General features: G+C 35.4%; 13 protein-coding genes. 8 read left to right on the forward strand and 5 right to left on the reverse strand.

What is annotated here, in order from left to right; translation table 11 throughout:
• Positions 1–270 precede the first annotated feature (270 nt).
• The 5 genes from JF259_RS14710 to JF259_RS14730 all read right to left on the reverse strand — a co-directional run bounded on the left by JF259_RS14710 (position 271) and on the right by JF259_RS14730 (position 5,951).
• Positions 271–2,943: a BamA/OMP85 family outer membrane protein gene (locus JF259_RS14710; protein WP_199116355.1), complete on the reverse strand. Its 2,673-nt coding sequence runs from the start codon at positions 2,941–2,943 to the stop codon at positions 271–273.
• Entirely contained in the window at positions 2,876–3,616 is a 741-nt protein-coding gene (locus JF259_RS14715) for an isoprenyl transferase (RefSeq protein ID WP_199116357.1), read from the reverse strand. The genes JF259_RS14710 and JF259_RS14715 overlap by 68 nt, the downstream gene beginning before the upstream one ends.
• On the reverse strand, positions 3,617–4,303 hold the full coding sequence (porG, locus tag JF259_RS14720; RefSeq protein WP_199116358.1) for a type IX secretion system protein PorG: 687 nt from the start codon (positions 4,301–4,303) through the stop codon (positions 3,617–3,619).
• 99 nt (positions 4,304–4,402) lie between these two features.
• Positions 4,403–5,287: an NAD kinase gene (locus JF259_RS14725; RefSeq protein WP_199116360.1), complete on the reverse strand. Its 885-nt coding sequence runs from the start codon at positions 5,285–5,287 to the stop codon at positions 4,403–4,405.
• Between the two features lie 4 nt (positions 5,288–5,291).
• Positions 5,292–5,951: a CBS domain-containing protein gene (locus JF259_RS14730; protein WP_199116362.1), complete on the reverse strand. Its 660-nt coding sequence runs from the start codon at positions 5,949–5,951 to the stop codon at positions 5,292–5,294.
• Positions 5,952–6,188: 237 nt separating this feature from the next.
• On the opposite strand from JF259_RS14730, the gene JF259_RS14735 reads away from it, so the two are divergent.
• The 8 genes from JF259_RS14735 (at position 6,189) to clpX (ending at position 15,781) form a co-directional block, all read left to right on the forward strand.
• Positions 6,189–6,911 (forward strand): pyridoxine 5'-phosphate synthase, encoded by a 723-nt coding sequence (locus tag JF259_RS14735; RefSeq protein ID WP_199116364.1) that lies wholly within the window; start codon positions 6,189–6,191, stop codon positions 6,909–6,911.
• Between the two features lie 107 nt (positions 6,912–7,018).
• Positions 7,019–7,795: an alpha/beta fold hydrolase gene (locus tag JF259_RS14740; RefSeq protein ID WP_199116366.1), complete on the forward strand. Its 777-nt coding sequence runs from the start codon at positions 7,019–7,021 to the stop codon at positions 7,793–7,795.
• Between the two features lie 35 nt (positions 7,796–7,830).
• Positions 7,831–8,178 (forward strand): phage holin family protein, encoded by a 348-nt coding sequence (locus JF259_RS14745; RefSeq protein ID WP_199116367.1) that lies wholly within the window; start codon positions 7,831–7,833, stop codon positions 8,176–8,178.
• 13 nt (positions 8,179–8,191) lie between these two features.
• Positions 8,192–10,939 carry a hypothetical protein gene (locus JF259_RS14750; RefSeq protein ID WP_199116369.1) on the forward strand — a complete coding sequence of 916 codons (2,748 nt, stop codon included), beginning with the start codon at positions 8,192–8,194 and terminating at the stop codon, positions 10,937–10,939.
• Between the two features lie 70 nt (positions 10,940–11,009).
• The gene (locus tag JF259_RS14755; protein ID WP_199116371.1) at positions 11,010–12,080 is read left to right on the forward strand and encodes a TlpA disulfide reductase family protein; all 1,071 of its coding nucleotides are present in this window, start codon (positions 11,010–11,012) and stop codon (positions 12,078–12,080) included.
• A gap of 222 nt (positions 12,081–12,302) precedes the next feature.
• Positions 12,303–13,631: a trigger factor gene (gene tig / locus JF259_RS14760; protein ID WP_199116373.1), complete on the forward strand. Its 1,329-nt coding sequence runs from the start codon at positions 12,303–12,305 to the stop codon at positions 13,629–13,631.
• Positions 13,632–13,797: 166 nt separating this feature from the next.
• A complete protein-coding gene (gene clpP / locus JF259_RS14765) occupies positions 13,798–14,472 on the forward strand; it encodes an ATP-dependent Clp endopeptidase proteolytic subunit ClpP (RefSeq protein ID WP_199116375.1) in 675 nt (224 codons plus the stop codon).
• Positions 14,473–14,548: 76 nt separating this feature from the next.
• The gene (gene clpX / locus JF259_RS14770) at positions 14,549–15,781 is read left to right on the forward strand and encodes an ATP-dependent Clp protease ATP-binding subunit ClpX (RefSeq protein ID WP_199116377.1); all 1,233 of its coding nucleotides are present in this window, start codon (positions 14,549–14,551) and stop codon (positions 15,779–15,781) included.
• The last annotated feature ends 222 nt before the right edge of the window (positions 15,782–16,003 follow it).

Raw genomic sequence — 16,003 nt, forward strand, 5'->3', positions numbered from 1 at the left:
GTTTATAAATTCTAAAAACGACAGATGATTTATTAGCTAGGTACTGTCACTTTTTGAATTACTCATTTCAAAATTAACGTTTTTTAACCTTAAAAATTTTAATTCTTCTTTCAAATCATCAAACAAATATTAGAAAATATCATGCCAAATTAAATTTTTCTAGTTTTCCAATTGGCAAAACAGACCGTAGTAATCATAAAATATTCTCTAAAATTCCATGTTTTGTTGTTATACTTTTTCCTTTTAAATTGTTAAACATAGGGCGGCACATTAAAATTGTTGTCCAATTATAAAGTGGGTTTCCCAACCATTCTTTTGAGTTTCTCCAGGTAACGGATCGAAACCATGTCCGAAGTCGATACCCAACAAGCCAAAGGCAGGCATGAAAATGCGAATACCCAATCCAGCAGAACGTTTAAGGCTAAAGGGGTTGTAATCCCTAAAGCTATTATACGATGCACCGCCTTCAATAAAGGTTAATGCATATATTTTAGCAGAAGCCTTCAGGGTAATTGGATAACGTAATTCCAATGAAAATTTATTATAGATAGTCCCTCCATCTCTATCAGACAGTGATTGGTTAGGGTACCCACGTAAAGCAATGGCTTCCCTGCCATCTAAACTGTAAGTTCCTAGTCCATCACCCCCTAGAAAGAAACGTTCAAAAGGTATAATTCCCCTGTCGTTATTATAGGCCCCAAGGAAACCAAATTCTACGCTAGGTTTTAATACCAAGTCTTTTACAATTTGAGCGTACCAATCGCCTTTAAAGTTTATTTTGTAGAACTCTAACCATTTATAACGTTCCTGGTCAATTCTTGGAAGGTCTTCTTGAGCCTGATTGTAGGCGCTGGTTTGTTCTGGTGTTGGGTTAGAAAGAGAACCGAAGTTTTGAATAATATCAAAGGCTTCATCCCTATCTTGTTTAAGTGTGGTATAATCTACACCATTAAATAAAGAATAAGGCACTGTTAACTTAGCTGTAACACCAAAGTTTGAACCGCCAGTTGGATAAATAGGATCTATTTGGGTATTGTTTCTACTTAAGCCCACCGTATAGGATAAGTTGTTAGAGTAACCATCTCCAAAGGTAAACAGACCAGTGTTGTAATTGTTAAGATCGTAGCGTTGGTAGCTAATGGCTTGCGATAATGTGAAATAATCATCAGGTACTGTTAATCGTTTTGCTAAACCAAAGGTAATCCCCGTAATATTAAAGCTTCTGCTTTTATCGGCGTTACGGGTTACGTAGTCATATAAGAATTGCTTGGTATGTGATATGGATGTCGAAAACTGGACAGGTCGTTTACCGCCTAACCAGGGTTCAGAAAAAGAGAAACTATAAGTTTGGTAAAAACGACTGGCTTGTAAACGTAGCGCCAATTTTTGGCCATCTCCCATAGGGATAGGTTTGTAAGCGTCTTTTTTAAAGATATCCTTAATGGCAAAGTTGTTAAACGATAGTCCTAGCGTTCCTATAAAACCACCACCACCATAGCCACCTTGCAATTCAATTTGGCTAGATCCAGTTTCTTTAACAGCATATTCCATATCTATGGTGCCTTCTATCGGATTTGGGTTGTTAAAGTTAGGCGATATTTCCTGAGCATCGAAAAAGCCTAACTGTCCCAGTTCCCTAACAGTACGAACAACATTGGCCTTACTGTATAACTGTCCCGGTCTGGTTCGTATTTCCCGGTATATAACGTGATCGTTTGTTTTGTCGTTGCCAACAACCGATACACTGTTAAAGTAGGCTGGTTTTCCTTCGGTTATACGTATTTCCATATCGATAACATTATCGTTGGCACTAACTTCTACTGGGTTTATTTGTGAAAATAGGTAACCGTTATTTTGGTATTGGTTTGTAATATCAAAGGCATCAGGTTTAGTAGGATCTGCGATACGCTTTTCCAGTAAAACACCATTGTAGATATCTCCCTTTTTGATACGCAATAATCTATTTAATTGTTCATCTGTATATACGGTGTTCCCAATGAACTTAATGTCTCCAAAGGTGTATAGGTTGCCTTCTTCTAAATCAATTTTAAGGGAAATAGTTTTATTGTCGTTTACTATTAAACTGTCAGATACAATGCGTGCATCCCGATACCCATTTTCTTTATATTTTTCAATAACTTTCGATAAATCTGCCTGATAGGCTGAGTCTATAAATTTAGAACGTTTTAGTAAGCGCAGGCGGTTTATTTTTTTGGTGCTCTTCATGCTTTTTCTAAGCTTTTTGTCACTTAAAACCGAATTGCCTTCAAATGTAATGTCTTTTATTTTTACCTTTTCACCCTTATCAATATTAAGTACCATATTAACCCTGGAAGTTTCTATAGAGTCTTTAACGTCTATAGTATTGATGTGTACTTTGGTGTTTAAAAAGCCTTGTTTTTTGTACTTGGTTTCAAGGAAATTTTTTGTTGTGGTCCTTAGGTTTTCAGTTACTTTAACGCCTTTCTTTAGCTTATTTTCTTCAATAATACTTTCTTTTTTACTGTTTTTTACACCATTAATTTTTAGTTCATTAAGCTGGGGTAAATCGGAAAGTTTAATTTCCAAGGAGGCGACATTGCCTTCAATTTTAGCAATATAAATTTCTATGTCACCAAACAGTTTTGAATCCCAAAGCTTTTTTATGGCTTTGCTTATGTCCTTGCCGGGAATCATGATTTCTTTTCCTTTTCTTAAACCAGAGTAGCTAATAATGGTTTGTTCCTCAAATTTGGTATTCCCCGAAACGGAAATGTCCCCTAAAACGTATTTTTTTCCACTGGAAAATGCTTGTTCTTGCGCTTGAAAATTGAAGCTGCCTATAAATAGTAATAAGGTAATGCAGTACTTTAAATATGTTGTCAAAGGTAAAATTTTAGCTAAGTTGTTCACTTGTTTTCCCAAATCGTCGTTCTCTTTTTTGATATTCAATAATAGCTTCATGTAAATGTTGCTTTTTAAAATCTGGCCAAAGTATACTGGTAAAGTATAATTCGGCATAAGCAATTTGCCAAAGCAAAAAGTTGCTTATACGTTGTTCGCCACTGGTTCTTATAAGCAAGTCTACATCTGGTAAATTATGCGTATAAAGATGCTCATTTATAATTGATTCATCAATATTTTCGGGCGAAATTATATTATTTTTAACTTTAATACTAATTTCTTTAACAGTGTTTAGCAATTCTTCCCTAGAACCATAACTTAAAGCCAATGTTAAGGTCATTCTGTTATGGTTCTTGGTAGCATCCATAACATCTTTCAATTCATTTAGGACTTTTGAAGGGAGTGTGCTTAAATTGCCTATAGCACAAAGTTTTATGTTGTTCTCTTTAAGTGTCTTTATTTCTTTTTTTAAAGAGGCGACTAATAGTTTCATTAAGGTTTGTACTTCCAATTTTGGACGTTTCCAGTTTTCGGTGGAAAAAGCATAGAGGGTTAAGTTTTCTATGCCAAGTTCGGCACTTGCTTCAACAACCTGTCTAACGGCCTTGGTGCCATTCTCATGTCCAAAAGCACGCAACATCCCACGTTGTTTGGCCCAGCGCCCATTGCCATCCATAATAATGGCGACATGTTTGGGTAGCTTGTCAAGTGCTATTTGTTGTTTTAAATCCATTTAATTTGGGCAATAACAAGGGTTTATTCCAAAAGTATATGTTAAGGTAACACCCGAAAACACATACCAATCATAATTATTTATATTACCAAAGCGAAAGTGCTGAAGGTCTGGATCCTTGGGAGCGCTACCGTCAATTCTATCGGAAAAGGTAAATCGTGCACCTATTTCAGCACTTAAATTAAGGTGTCCTATAAACGTTGTTTTAAATCCCAAGGCCATAGGAATTCCAAAAGCCCAGCTAGAGCCTCCGCCATCGAACCTAACGCCATTGGCAAAATAAAAATTGTCATGATGTGCTGCGCTAATACCTGAATATAAATAAGGGGTTGCTATTTTTTTACCTGTGTGCAAATCGTAATCAAAAAAGGTGAATTCCATTCCAGCCGACAGCTCTATAACAGGGTTGGTGAATTCGTAGCCGCGTTGTATGCGTCTAGGGTCATCCGAATCTAAGTCTACACCTTTTAAGTCACTAAATATTAAAGAAAAACGGTAAGAATGCCTTGGGCTTCTGTTCCATTTGTAAACACCGCCAAAGGCTAGTTGGTTTGGTGATATATAATTGGTGGCACCTACATCTCCTATAAAATTGCTGCCACCCAAATAAACTCCTATTTCGTGAATTTGGGAGTGGCTTAAATGAACGCTTAAAATGCTTAATATTAATACGGTAAAATGCCTCATAAATATTCAAAAGTTTGCAAATATAATAAATAAGATTAGCCAATTACAATTTGTAATGAATTGTCTGAGTTTAAAACAGTATTTCTATTAATTTATTGCTTAGTTACGTTTGTCTTCACCCCAAAGTAACTTTTTGCGAAGTGTTACCAAAAAGCTTTCGTTTAAAAGATCTATCATCTTAATTTTAAAGGGGGCCTTTTTTATTTTTATAATGGTCCCATTGTCTAAAGTTGCAATTCTGGAGTCTAATGATACTAGGTGTTGCTCTTCTCTGCCGTCAACTTTTAATTGAATTTCAGTTGAGTCTGGAATGACTAGCGGTCGAGCACTCAAATTGTGGGGTGCGATAGGTGTTAAAACCAAACTGTTAGCGCCAGGTGTTATTACGGGGCCTCCACAACTAAGGGAATAGCCGGTAGATCCTGTTGGGGTCGATACAATTAAGCCATCGCTCCAATACGATGTGAGGTATTCGCCATCCAAGTGGGTTTCTACAGTAATCATGGATGTCGTATTTTTTCTGCTTACAGCTACTTCATTAAGTGCAAAGTTTAAGGCGTTAAGGTTTTTGTTTTCAGGTATGGTCTCGACAGCAAGTAAGCTGCGTTCAGATATGTTATAATTACCATCAATAATATCCTGAATGGCATTTTCTATTTCGCCTACTTGAATGGTTGCTAAAAACCCTAAACGCCCAGTGTTGATTCCAATAATGGGAATGTTAATGTCTTTTACAAAGGTAGTAGCTCTTAAAATGGTGCCGTCGCCTCCTACACTAATAAATAAATCAAACGAATCGTCTAAGGTGTCAAAGGTTTTAAAGGATTCAAAATCTTTAATTATAGTAGAGTTGTTTTTAATAAGACTATGGAATTCAGTTTCAATATAGGCATCAATGTTCTTTTTTAGTAAGTAATTAAAAAGCGTCAATACCGAAGCACTTGTGGTTTTATTATAAAATCGACCAAAAATAGCAACCTTCATAAATCTATATGTTTAAATATTTCTTTAAATATTCCGATCTTTCTTTTAGGATCTCGTTATAGCTGTCGTCTTCATGACCGGAAACAATATTATAGCTATAGCGCCTAAAGGTCTGTATAATTTCATTAAGGCTAACATTTGCTATTTTAAGAGTGACTTGCGCGACATCATTTTTTATTTTTGAAATAAAAGCGCCTAAAAGTCTGCCGTTGTTTGATTCTACTATTTGGCTTATCTCACTAAAAGAGTAATCGTTAATGCCTTTTTCGATAACCAAAATACCACCAGCTTCAGAAAAAAATGGAGACTCAGCAAATAAACTTATAATATCGTTTAATTCGTAATAGCCCAGGTATTTGTTGTCATTATCTAAAACAGGCATGATGTTGGTAGACTTTTGGGCAAAAACTTCCAGTACATCCAACCAAAGTGTGGTGTCCCGAACAAAAAAGTCTTCGAGTGCATATTTGTAGTCTTTTAACAGTTTGTCCGTTTCAAAGCAATGCGCGTCGGTTTCAAAAAAGCAACCTATAAATACATCGTTGTCGTCTTTTACCGGAATATGGGAATAGGTAAGCCGATTAAACAACTGCTGTAATTCGCTTATGTTGCTGTTGACGTTTAACGGTTCTATATCGTTAATTATATATTGAGAAAGCTTCATTGTTTATTTTATGTTTTTTAGTGTTGACTCGATAACCGAGATTTAAATGCTCCGAGGCTTGCCTCGAAACCAATAGTGTTTATTCTAATAAATGCCTCGTGGGTTTACCCCGAGGTAGTTTGCTTTACCAATTGCGAATGCCATTGCTATTACACCAAATTACCTGTGCAAATTAATCAAAAAAATAGTACTTAAGCTTGTTCTACTTTGTATTTTTGTCATTTAAAACAGCGATTCATGACAAAGTTGAGTGTTAATATTAATAAGATAGCTACTTTGCGAAACTCCAGGGGAGGGGATGTGCCAAATGTAGTACAGTTTGCTAAAGATGTGCAACGTTTTGGTGCAGAAGGTGTAACGATACACCCACGACCTGATGAGCGCCATATACGCTATCAAGATGCACGCGATCTAAAACCAGAAGTTTATACCGAATACAATATAGAAGGAAATCCTATAAAATCGTTTTTGGATTTGGTTATAAGTATTAAGCCAACCCAAGTTACTTTAGTGCCAGATGCAGTTGATGCAATAACTTCTAATGCCGGATGGGATATTATTAAACATAAAGACTTTTTAATTGATGTCATTCAGGAATTTAAGCAAAATGGTATTCGGACATCTATTTTTGTCGATCCCGTTTTAAAGCAAATAGAAGGCGCTAAAGCAACAGGAACAGATAGAATTGAGCTGTATACCGAAGCCTATGCCCACCAATATGGACTAGGGAATACAGAGGGAGTTAAGCCTTATGTTGAATGCGCAGAGTTGGCTATAGATTTAGGGTTGGGAATTAATGCAGGTCATGATTTATCGCTGGACAATATTGCATTTTTTAAGAAAAATGTCCCAGGGGTTCAGGAGGTGTCTATTGGACATGCCTTAATTGCGGAAAGTTTGTATTTAGGGGTAGAGAATGTTATTCAAATGTATCTTAATAAGTTAAAAGCTAAAAGTTAAAAGTTTTGAAGATTGAAAACAGAAGATAGGATACGGTATTGAGGCAAATATTTAAAGTGTACACCTAGTAACGGTTGACTTGTAATTAATCACAATAATAATTTTTCGTGGCAATAGAACAGATTTTACATTCAAATATTATAGGAGAGGGACATCCATTTGTTATCCTGCACGGTTTTTTAGGAATGAGCGATAATTGGAAAACTCTTGGAAAACAGTTTAGTGACCAGGGCTTTCAAGTACATTTGGTTGATCAACGTAATCACGGTAGGAGCTTTTGGGATGATAATTTTAGTTATGAAGTTTTAGTAGAGGATTTAAAGAATTATTGTGAAGCACATCAGTTGTCAGACATCGTTTTGTTAGGGCATTCCATGGGGGGGAAAGCAGCCATGTTATTTGCTACAGAATACCCCAATTTTGTTTCAAAACTAATTGTTGCCGATATTTCACCGCGCTTTTATCCTGTACATCATGACGCTATTTTAAATGGACTAAGTGCTATTGATTTTAATGTTGTTAAAAGCAGAGGTGAGGTCGATAAACAACTGAGTGCATATGTGAAAGATTTGGGAACACGCCAATTTTTACTTAAAAATTTATATTGGAAAGAGAAAGGAGTGTTGGCATTTCGAATGAATCTTGAGGTTTTAAAAACGGAGGTTGCTGAGGTAGGTGAACCCTTGCCTAGTTATGCTGCTTTTAATAATGATGCATTGTTTTTAAGGGGCGACCGTTCTGAATATATAGGAGTGGGGGATGAAGCTGTTATTTCAAATCACTTTCCCAATGCAAAAATCGTTACTATTGCTAATGCTGGTCATTGGTTGCATGCCGAGAACCCTAAAGACTTTTTCGAAGCTGTTGTAAGATTTGTTTCATGATTTTTTCGTAGATTTAAGGAATAAATGTAAGATCTATGAATTTAATAGTCAAACTATTGCTAAACGCATTGGCCGTTATAGTACTGTCTAAAGTTTTAAACGGGGTATATGTAGATAGTTATGTTACAGCTGTTGTTGTAGCCGTGGTTTTATCGCTCTTGAATCTATTTGTAAAGCCTGTTTTGGTAATTTTCACCTTGCCAATAACCATAGTTACCTTGGGTTTGTTTTTACTAATTATTAACGCTTTAATTATCTTATTGGCCGATAATTTGATTGATGGGTTTTCGGTTAGTAGTATTTGGACTGCTATCCTATTCAGTGTGCTCCTTTCCATACTTCAATCTATTCTGCATTCTCTTTTAAAAGAAGATAAAAAATAGCTTAGTGTTTTTTATGATGACAACTAAAGGGATAAGGAGGCAAACTTTCTTTAGGGTGTTTGTTTCGGTTCGCATTTGTGGTGTTTTCGGTTTATTGTTGTTTTCAAATTTGTCTTTTTCACAAGAAAAAGAAGATAGTGCGATGGATTTGTTAATAGCCGAAAAGGTATACCTGCAACTTAGCTCTAAAGTATATGCAAAGGATCAAACGATTTGGTTTAAGGCCATTGTAGTAGATACGGAAACTACAAAGCCTACCAATATTAGTGGGGTGCTTTATGTCGATTTAATAGCTCCCAATGGAGAGATTGTTAAACACAAGCTGGTGAAATTGAACCATGGGATTGGTAATGGAGCATTCGAATTGCATAGTGATTATGGACTGGGACGATATCTGGTAAGGGCCTATACTCTATGGAATAGAAATTTTGGTGATGATTTTATGTTCAAAAGCTACGTTAACATTGTAGATTCACTTAATAAGAACAGTAAACAGGTGCTGGGAGATTTGGTCTTGGTAGAGAAAGAACAAGGCCAATTTGTTTTAACAGGAGAGTTAAAACCATATCGAGGGAATGAAAAAACTAAAAAGGCAATAAAAGTTTATTTGGATTGGGGGACGGGGAGGGACACTTTAACAATTAAGGGTAAAGAGAGGTATTTAATGGAGTATGAAGTATCTAATGAGGCAGATTGGATTGCTCTTAATTTTGATAATGGTTCAGGGGATTGCTATTCGAAAACAATTGCCATAAATAGTTCTTGCTTAGATGTAAACTTCTTTCCGGAAAGTGGCAAATTAGTTCATGGTTTGCAAAATAAAATAGGCGTAAAGGTCTTGGGCTTTAACGGTAAGGGAAGGTGTGTTGTAGGAAAAGTGTTCGATGATTTGGGGAACTTGGCAGCTACATTTAAGAGTAATCATTTAGGGATGGGGGCTTTTTTTCTAAAAGCAGATAGCAGTAGGGTTTATCATGCGAAGGTCTATTCGGTAAACGATATTGTTCACGAAACATTGTATCCACTGCCCAAAGTGGTTTCGAAAGGTAGTAATTTATCGGTTTTAAAGGATAAGGATAAGGTGAAGTTAAGGGTTGTGTCTAATTGCCTTAATAGCAATATTTATATAAAGGTTAGTTGTAGAGGAGTGGATTATTACATTGTTGAAGGTGTATTGCAGGAAGGGCGTTTAGTTGCTGAATTGCCCTCTTGTAGTTTGCCTGAAGGCATCATTGTTTTTACACTGCTGAATGACAAGCAGATGCCTGTTGCTGAACGTTTGTATTTTAACGAGTCTCCTAAAAATAGGTTGTCCATTGCACTTAATACAGATAAAATTGCCTATAAAAATCGAGAGGAAATCAAATTAAATATTGGTGTTGCCGGAGATGACAGTTTGCCTTTGCCTGAAACAGATATATCTGTATTGGTAATCAATAAGGAGCAATGGCGTAAAGGGTTGGATGAAACGATTCTGTCCTATTTTTTGTTAAACTCAGAACTTCGTGGAGAAGTAGAAGATCCCGGGTATTATTTTAAGAAAGGATCTCCCATTAGATTTGGGGATCTTGATGCATTGCTTTTAACTCAAGGATGGCGTGATTACAAATACCCAATAAAAAGAAAGGACACCTCATTTTTTTTACCGCAACCAGGCCTTATGGTAAAGGGCGTCGTTCAGGCAGGTGGTTTAAAGAAAAAGCCAGCTAAAGATGTTGGGGTGACTATGCTTACTTTTGGAGATGTATCCTCTATTCAAAATCAAATATCAGATACTACGGGTGAGTTTCGTTTTTTGTTGCCAGATATTTATGGAGACCGGACAAAGGTTTGGTTGCAAGCAAGGGATACTTTAGGTAAAAAAAATAACTATACTATTTTGTTAGATCGGCAAAGACCACCTAAAGTGGTCTATAATAGTGCTGAAGAAGAAGGGGGTGATATTGTAAAAAAGGTGGTTAAGGCTCAAAGTGAACGTAAGCGAGTAGAAAAGGCTTTTGATTCCCTTTACGGAGTAACCCAATTGGAAACAGTATTGGTTAAAGGGTATAGAATGACTCCAAAACAGAAAAACATTAGTAAAAAGTATGGTGAGCCAGATGTTATTATAACTGGTGATGAAATCCGTAATAAAGAAAAAAACTGGTCGTATGGTTTGTATAGTATCTTATTGTTTAATTATGGGGATCAAATAGAAATAGAGCAGTTTTCTGATGGGTTTATGTTGGCTCATATTAAAGGAGGACGTAACGAGCCTACTTTGTTAATGGTAGATGGTCGTTTGTTGCAAAAATATGAATACGAATTTGTTTCGAACATGCCATCTGAAATTGTAGAACGGGTTGACCTTATAAAATATGCCAAGTTTTTCAAAAGCCGTTATTTAGAAGTCTTTCCAGAAACAAATCCTTTGGAAGCTCCTTATATGGGACACATTATTTCAATTTATACAAAAGGGGAAGTTGGGATTCATGGTAGCGCTAAGCCTTTTCCCGGAACTTTAAATGCTGCAATTGATGTTTTTTCTCCGGCAAAAGAATTTTATGCTCCAAGATATGATGAGCCAGATGCAAGTAATATGCCTTTAGATTTAAGAAGTCTAATATACTGGAACCATAGTGTTAAAACAAATCAAACGGGAAAAGCTTTTGAGACCTTTTACAATGGCGATATAGGTGGAGAGTATGTTATTGTTGTTGAGGTTATTTCAAAGGATGGTCGTATTGGGTATAAAGAGAGCGTGTATAATGTGGTAGAATAGAGGAGAGCATGCCTAATGTGAAAACAAGGACAAACTTTTCATGATTAATAATAAACTAAAACTTAGATGAATGAAAAATAGTTTGCTGATTTTTATTTTGTTGATCTTTTCTTGTCAAAAAAAGAGTGTAACTAATGGTTATTTGGTGAACGGTGTAATTAAAGATATGCCAGACAGTACAAAAGTTATGATGTACTTTGATAAAGACTCAATAATGGGAGTGACAGACATAATTAATGAAAGATTTCAATTTAAAGGAAGTATAAAGCGACCAAGGCGCGTCATGTTGAGAATAGAAAGCACAAGAGATCAAAAAATGTTTTGGCTGGAGAACCATAAGATTGATATTGATGGAGAAAAAGGGGGCTTTGTTAATAGTAAGGTGTCCGGTTCCAAAACGCAAAAAGAAGCAGATATTCTAAAGGAACGCAAAGACTCTATACATAGGGAAATGAGCAAGGTAAACAGTATGGTAACTGATAGCAATAGGGATTCTCTGTTTGTTATTTATAACCGAATGATAGATGAAGAAGTGGAGATAAACAAGAAGTTCATTCGCGATTACCCTGATTCCTATGAAAGCCTTACCGTTTTAAATGTTGGAACTAAAGAAAAGATAGGAGCAGCAGAAACCAATAAATTGTTTCATATGTTGAGTGAAACGTTGCAAGAGACAGAAGAAGGTAAATCAATCAAGGATTTCGTGGAAATAAATAAAAACCCAATAGTTGGAGGAGAATTTATAGACTTTAAACAAATGAACGATAAAGGGCAATGGATTCAGCTATCAGAAATAAAAGGGAAATATACCTTGCTTGAATTTTGGGCTTCTTGGTGTGGTCCATGTAGGGCATTTAACCCAGAATTGGTTGAATTGTACCAAATGTATAAAGATAAAGGGTTTGTAATCTTGAGTATTTCTTTAGATACAAATAAAGATAAATGGATTCGGGCTATTGAAGATGATGGTTTGGTTTGGGATAACGTGAGCGATTTAAATGGAGGGGATAATAGAGCTGCAAAGATTTATGGTGTTAGAGATATCCCAGATAACTTTTTGATCGACGAAAATGGAGTAGTCATCGCTAGGTATTTAAGAGGGAACGATTTAAAACAGAAACTTAAATCGTTGTTTGAATAAATAATGAGAATCAAAGAAAGCAACAGATTTTGGAAATAATCTTATTTATGGATTTGTATCGAAATGATAATAAAAAATAGCTTAAAATCAAGCGGTTAAAAACTTTGTTGGGATGCTAAAATGTTATATTTTTGCATCCCAATTTTAGATACATAAATTTTTAGGCTTTTAAAAAGAGCCTTTTTGTTAAATACCCGTATAGGGATCTATATCATTATAAAAATGAATATTACAAGAGAAAACGTTGACGCATTAAATGCTGTAGTAAAAGTTGATATTGCTAAAGAGGATTATAGCGATAAGGTAGAGAAAATCTTAACAGATTATCGCAAAACAGCTAATATTCCTGGTTTTAGAAAAGGCCATGTTCCAATGGGAATGGTAAAAAAGCAATACGGTAAAGCTGTTTTGGTAGACGAAGTGAACAAACTGCTACAAGATGCTTTAAACAAATATCTTACAGAAGAAAAATTAGATGTTCTAGGACAGCCGTTACCAAAACCTCAAGATGATATCGATTGGGATTCTGAAGGTTTTACTTTCGAGTTTGAGTTAGGGCTAGCTCCAGAGTTTGACGTTGAATTAAAAAGTAAAAAAGCAATAACGCATTACAATATTATCGCCGACGATAAGATGATCGATGAGCAAGTAGAGCGTATTCAAAAACAATATGGAAAGTTGGTGTCTCAAGATACGGTGGAAGCCGATAGTGAGATTACAGGAACCTATAATAATGAAGAAAAGGAAATAGATAATACAGTAACTTTAACTTTAGATAAATTTAAAGGAAAAGCAACTGCTAAGCAATTTGTAGGAGCTAAAGTAGGTGATGTTATTACTTTAAATACAAAAGGGCTATATGAAGATGACCATGAGTTAATGCATGCATTAAAAGTTAGTCATGATGAAGCGCACGGATTGGATATAGAGGTAAACTTTACAATTACAGAAATTAACAAACGAGAACTGGCAGATTTAGATCAGGAATTATTTGACAAGCTTTTTGGTAAAGACACTGTTAAGTCGGTTACCGAATTAAAAGCAAAAATAAAAGAAGACGCCGAAAAACAATTTGTTCAGCAGTCGGACCAAAAGTTGTTGAACGATGTAACCGAATACTTAGTTGAAAATACTAAGTTCGATTTGCCTGTAGAGTTTTTACAAAAATGGTTGCAAACAGCAGGAGAACAGCCATTAGATAACGATCAAGCTAAAGAAGAGTATGAGAAATCTGAAAAAAGTTTGCGCTATCAGTTAATAGAGGGTAAGTTAATTACCGATAATGACATTCAGGTAACGATTGACGACATTAAAGGGCATGCAAGAGAAATGATTAAGGCGCAAATGGCACAGTTTGGTCAATTGGATCCATCAGATAAGGAGTTAGATGATATTGCTGCAAGAGTATTATCTAATCAAGATGAAGCACGTCGTATTTCAGAACAGCTTATCAGCCAAAAATTATTGGAACTTTATAAAGAAAAAGCTAATATCAAGGTTAAGGAGTTAAGCTACGAAGACTTTGTGAAAGAAGTTTATGGCGATAAATAATCAAGGCTTTTTATAAAATAATAATTGCTTATATTTAGGCGCTATAACGAATTCGTTATAGCGCCTAATTTATTAATGAATTCAGGCTTTTGAGTACTAAGTATATAAGAATAACGTTATTTAAAAGACCTGATTTTTTAACTAACAATCTAACAAGTAGAGTATTATGGATTACGCTAAAGAATTTGAAAAATTCGCGATAAAAGACCAAGGCATTAGCAGTACATATTATAATAAAATTATGAGCAGTATGTACCCTACCAGCCTTACACCAAATATTATTGAGGAACGTCAATTAAACGTTGCTATTTTTGATGTGTTTTCTCGTTTAATGATGGATCGTATTATTTTTATGGGTACTGCAATCAACGATCAAGTGGCAAATATCATTCAGGCACAACTATTGTTTTTAGAGAGTACCGATTCATCAAAGGACATTCAAATATATATAAACTCACCGGGAGGTAGCGTATATGCTGGATTGGGGATTTACGATACCATGCAGTTTATAAAGCCAGATGTGGCGACAATTTGTACAGGGATGGCAGCGTCAATGGGAGCTGTTTTATTGTGTGCCGGAGCCAAAGGAAAACGTAGCGGTTTAACACATTCCCGTGTCATGATCCATCAGCCTCTTGGGGGAGCTCAAGGACAGGCTAGTGATATAGAAATTACAGCTAGAGAAATTTTGATTTTAAAAGAAGAACTTTACAAAATTATTAGTAACCATACTGGACAGGATTACGACAAGATATATCAAGACAGTGATCGTGACTACTGGATGAAGGCCGATAAAGCGAAGGAATATGGTATGATTGATGAGATTTTAAAGCGCAATTAAAATTAAAAATTGTAAATTTAATAAATTGTTATAGAGGGATTTATGATGATTTATTTTTTCATAAAATAAATAATTAATGGCAAAGGAAGAATTAGAATGTTCGTTTTGTGGTAGAAAAAAACCAGAGACGAACTTATTGATAGCTGGGTTGGATGCACATATATGTGATAGGTGTATTGAACAAGCACATGGTATTGTTATTGAAGAATCAAAGCAAAGTGACAGCCACGACCTATCAGCAGAATTAAAACTCCGTAAACCAATTCAAATCAAGGAATTTCTTGATGAGTATATTATCGGACAGGATATGACCAAAAAAGTCATGTCTGTTGCGGTCTATAACCACTATAAGAGATTGTTACAGCCTACCTCGAACGACGATATTGATATCCAGAAGAGTAATATCATTATGGTTGGGCAAACAGGAACAGGTAAAACTTTAATGGCTAAAACCATTGCGAGAATGCTTAATGTGCCATTGGCTATTGTAGATGCTACCGTCTTAACAGAGGCAGGTTATGTTGGTGAGGATGTAGAAAGTATTTTAACACGTTTATTACAGGCAGCAGACTATAATTTGGATAAAGCCGAAAAAGGTATTGTATTTATTGACGAGATAGATAAAATAGCTCGTAAAAGTGACAATCCGTCCATTACACGCGATGTATCCGGTGAAGGTGTACAGCAAGCTTTGTTGAAATTATTGGAAGGAACTGTAGTAAATGTGCCGCCAAAAGGAGGTCGTAAACATCCCGATCAAAAGTTTATAGAAGTAAATACAGAGAATATTTTGTTTATAGCCGGTGGCGCTTTTGATGGTATAGAACGTGTTATATCCAAACGTTTAAATATGCAGGCCGTTGGTTATAGTGCATCTATTTCTGATGATGTTGTAGATCAAGAAAATTTATTACAATATATTATACCAAAAGATTTAAAGGATTTTGGCTTAATTCCTGAAATTATAGGACGATTACCAGTGCTAACCTATATGGATCCTTTAGATGCCGATACTTTAAGAGCTATCTTAACTGAACCTAAAAATGCCATTATTAAGCAATATAAGAAGTTGTTTACTATGGACGAAATAGACTTTTCCATTACCGATGGCGCTTTAGGATTTATTGTAGATAAGGCTATCGAGTATAAACTGGGAGCTAGAGGGTTACGTTCCTTATGTGAAGAGATTTTAACCGATGCTATGTTTGAGTTGCCAAGTAGCGAAGCTAAGAAATTGAATGTTACTAAGGCTTATGCCGAGGAGAAGTTAACAAAAACAACTTTAAAGAAACTAAAAGCAGTTTCTTAAGATATTGTTTTTATAATATAAAAAAACCACGCAATTGCGTGGTTTTTTTGTTCTATGGATATGTTAATTAATAATAGGCATTATGGATATTTATCTTTTAATGCTGCTTTAAAACGTTATGGTGCGTTACAATAAATAAGCTTAGAGAGAGTGAATATTTATTGACCATATAAGTTTTAGAACTGATTCAAAAATATACTTAATTAAACACAGGGCAAAGCA

This window comes from Snuella sedimenti (genome assembly GCF_016428595.1).
Lineage (GTDB): Bacteria > Bacteroidota > Bacteroidia > Flavobacteriales > Flavobacteriaceae > Snuella > Snuella sedimenti.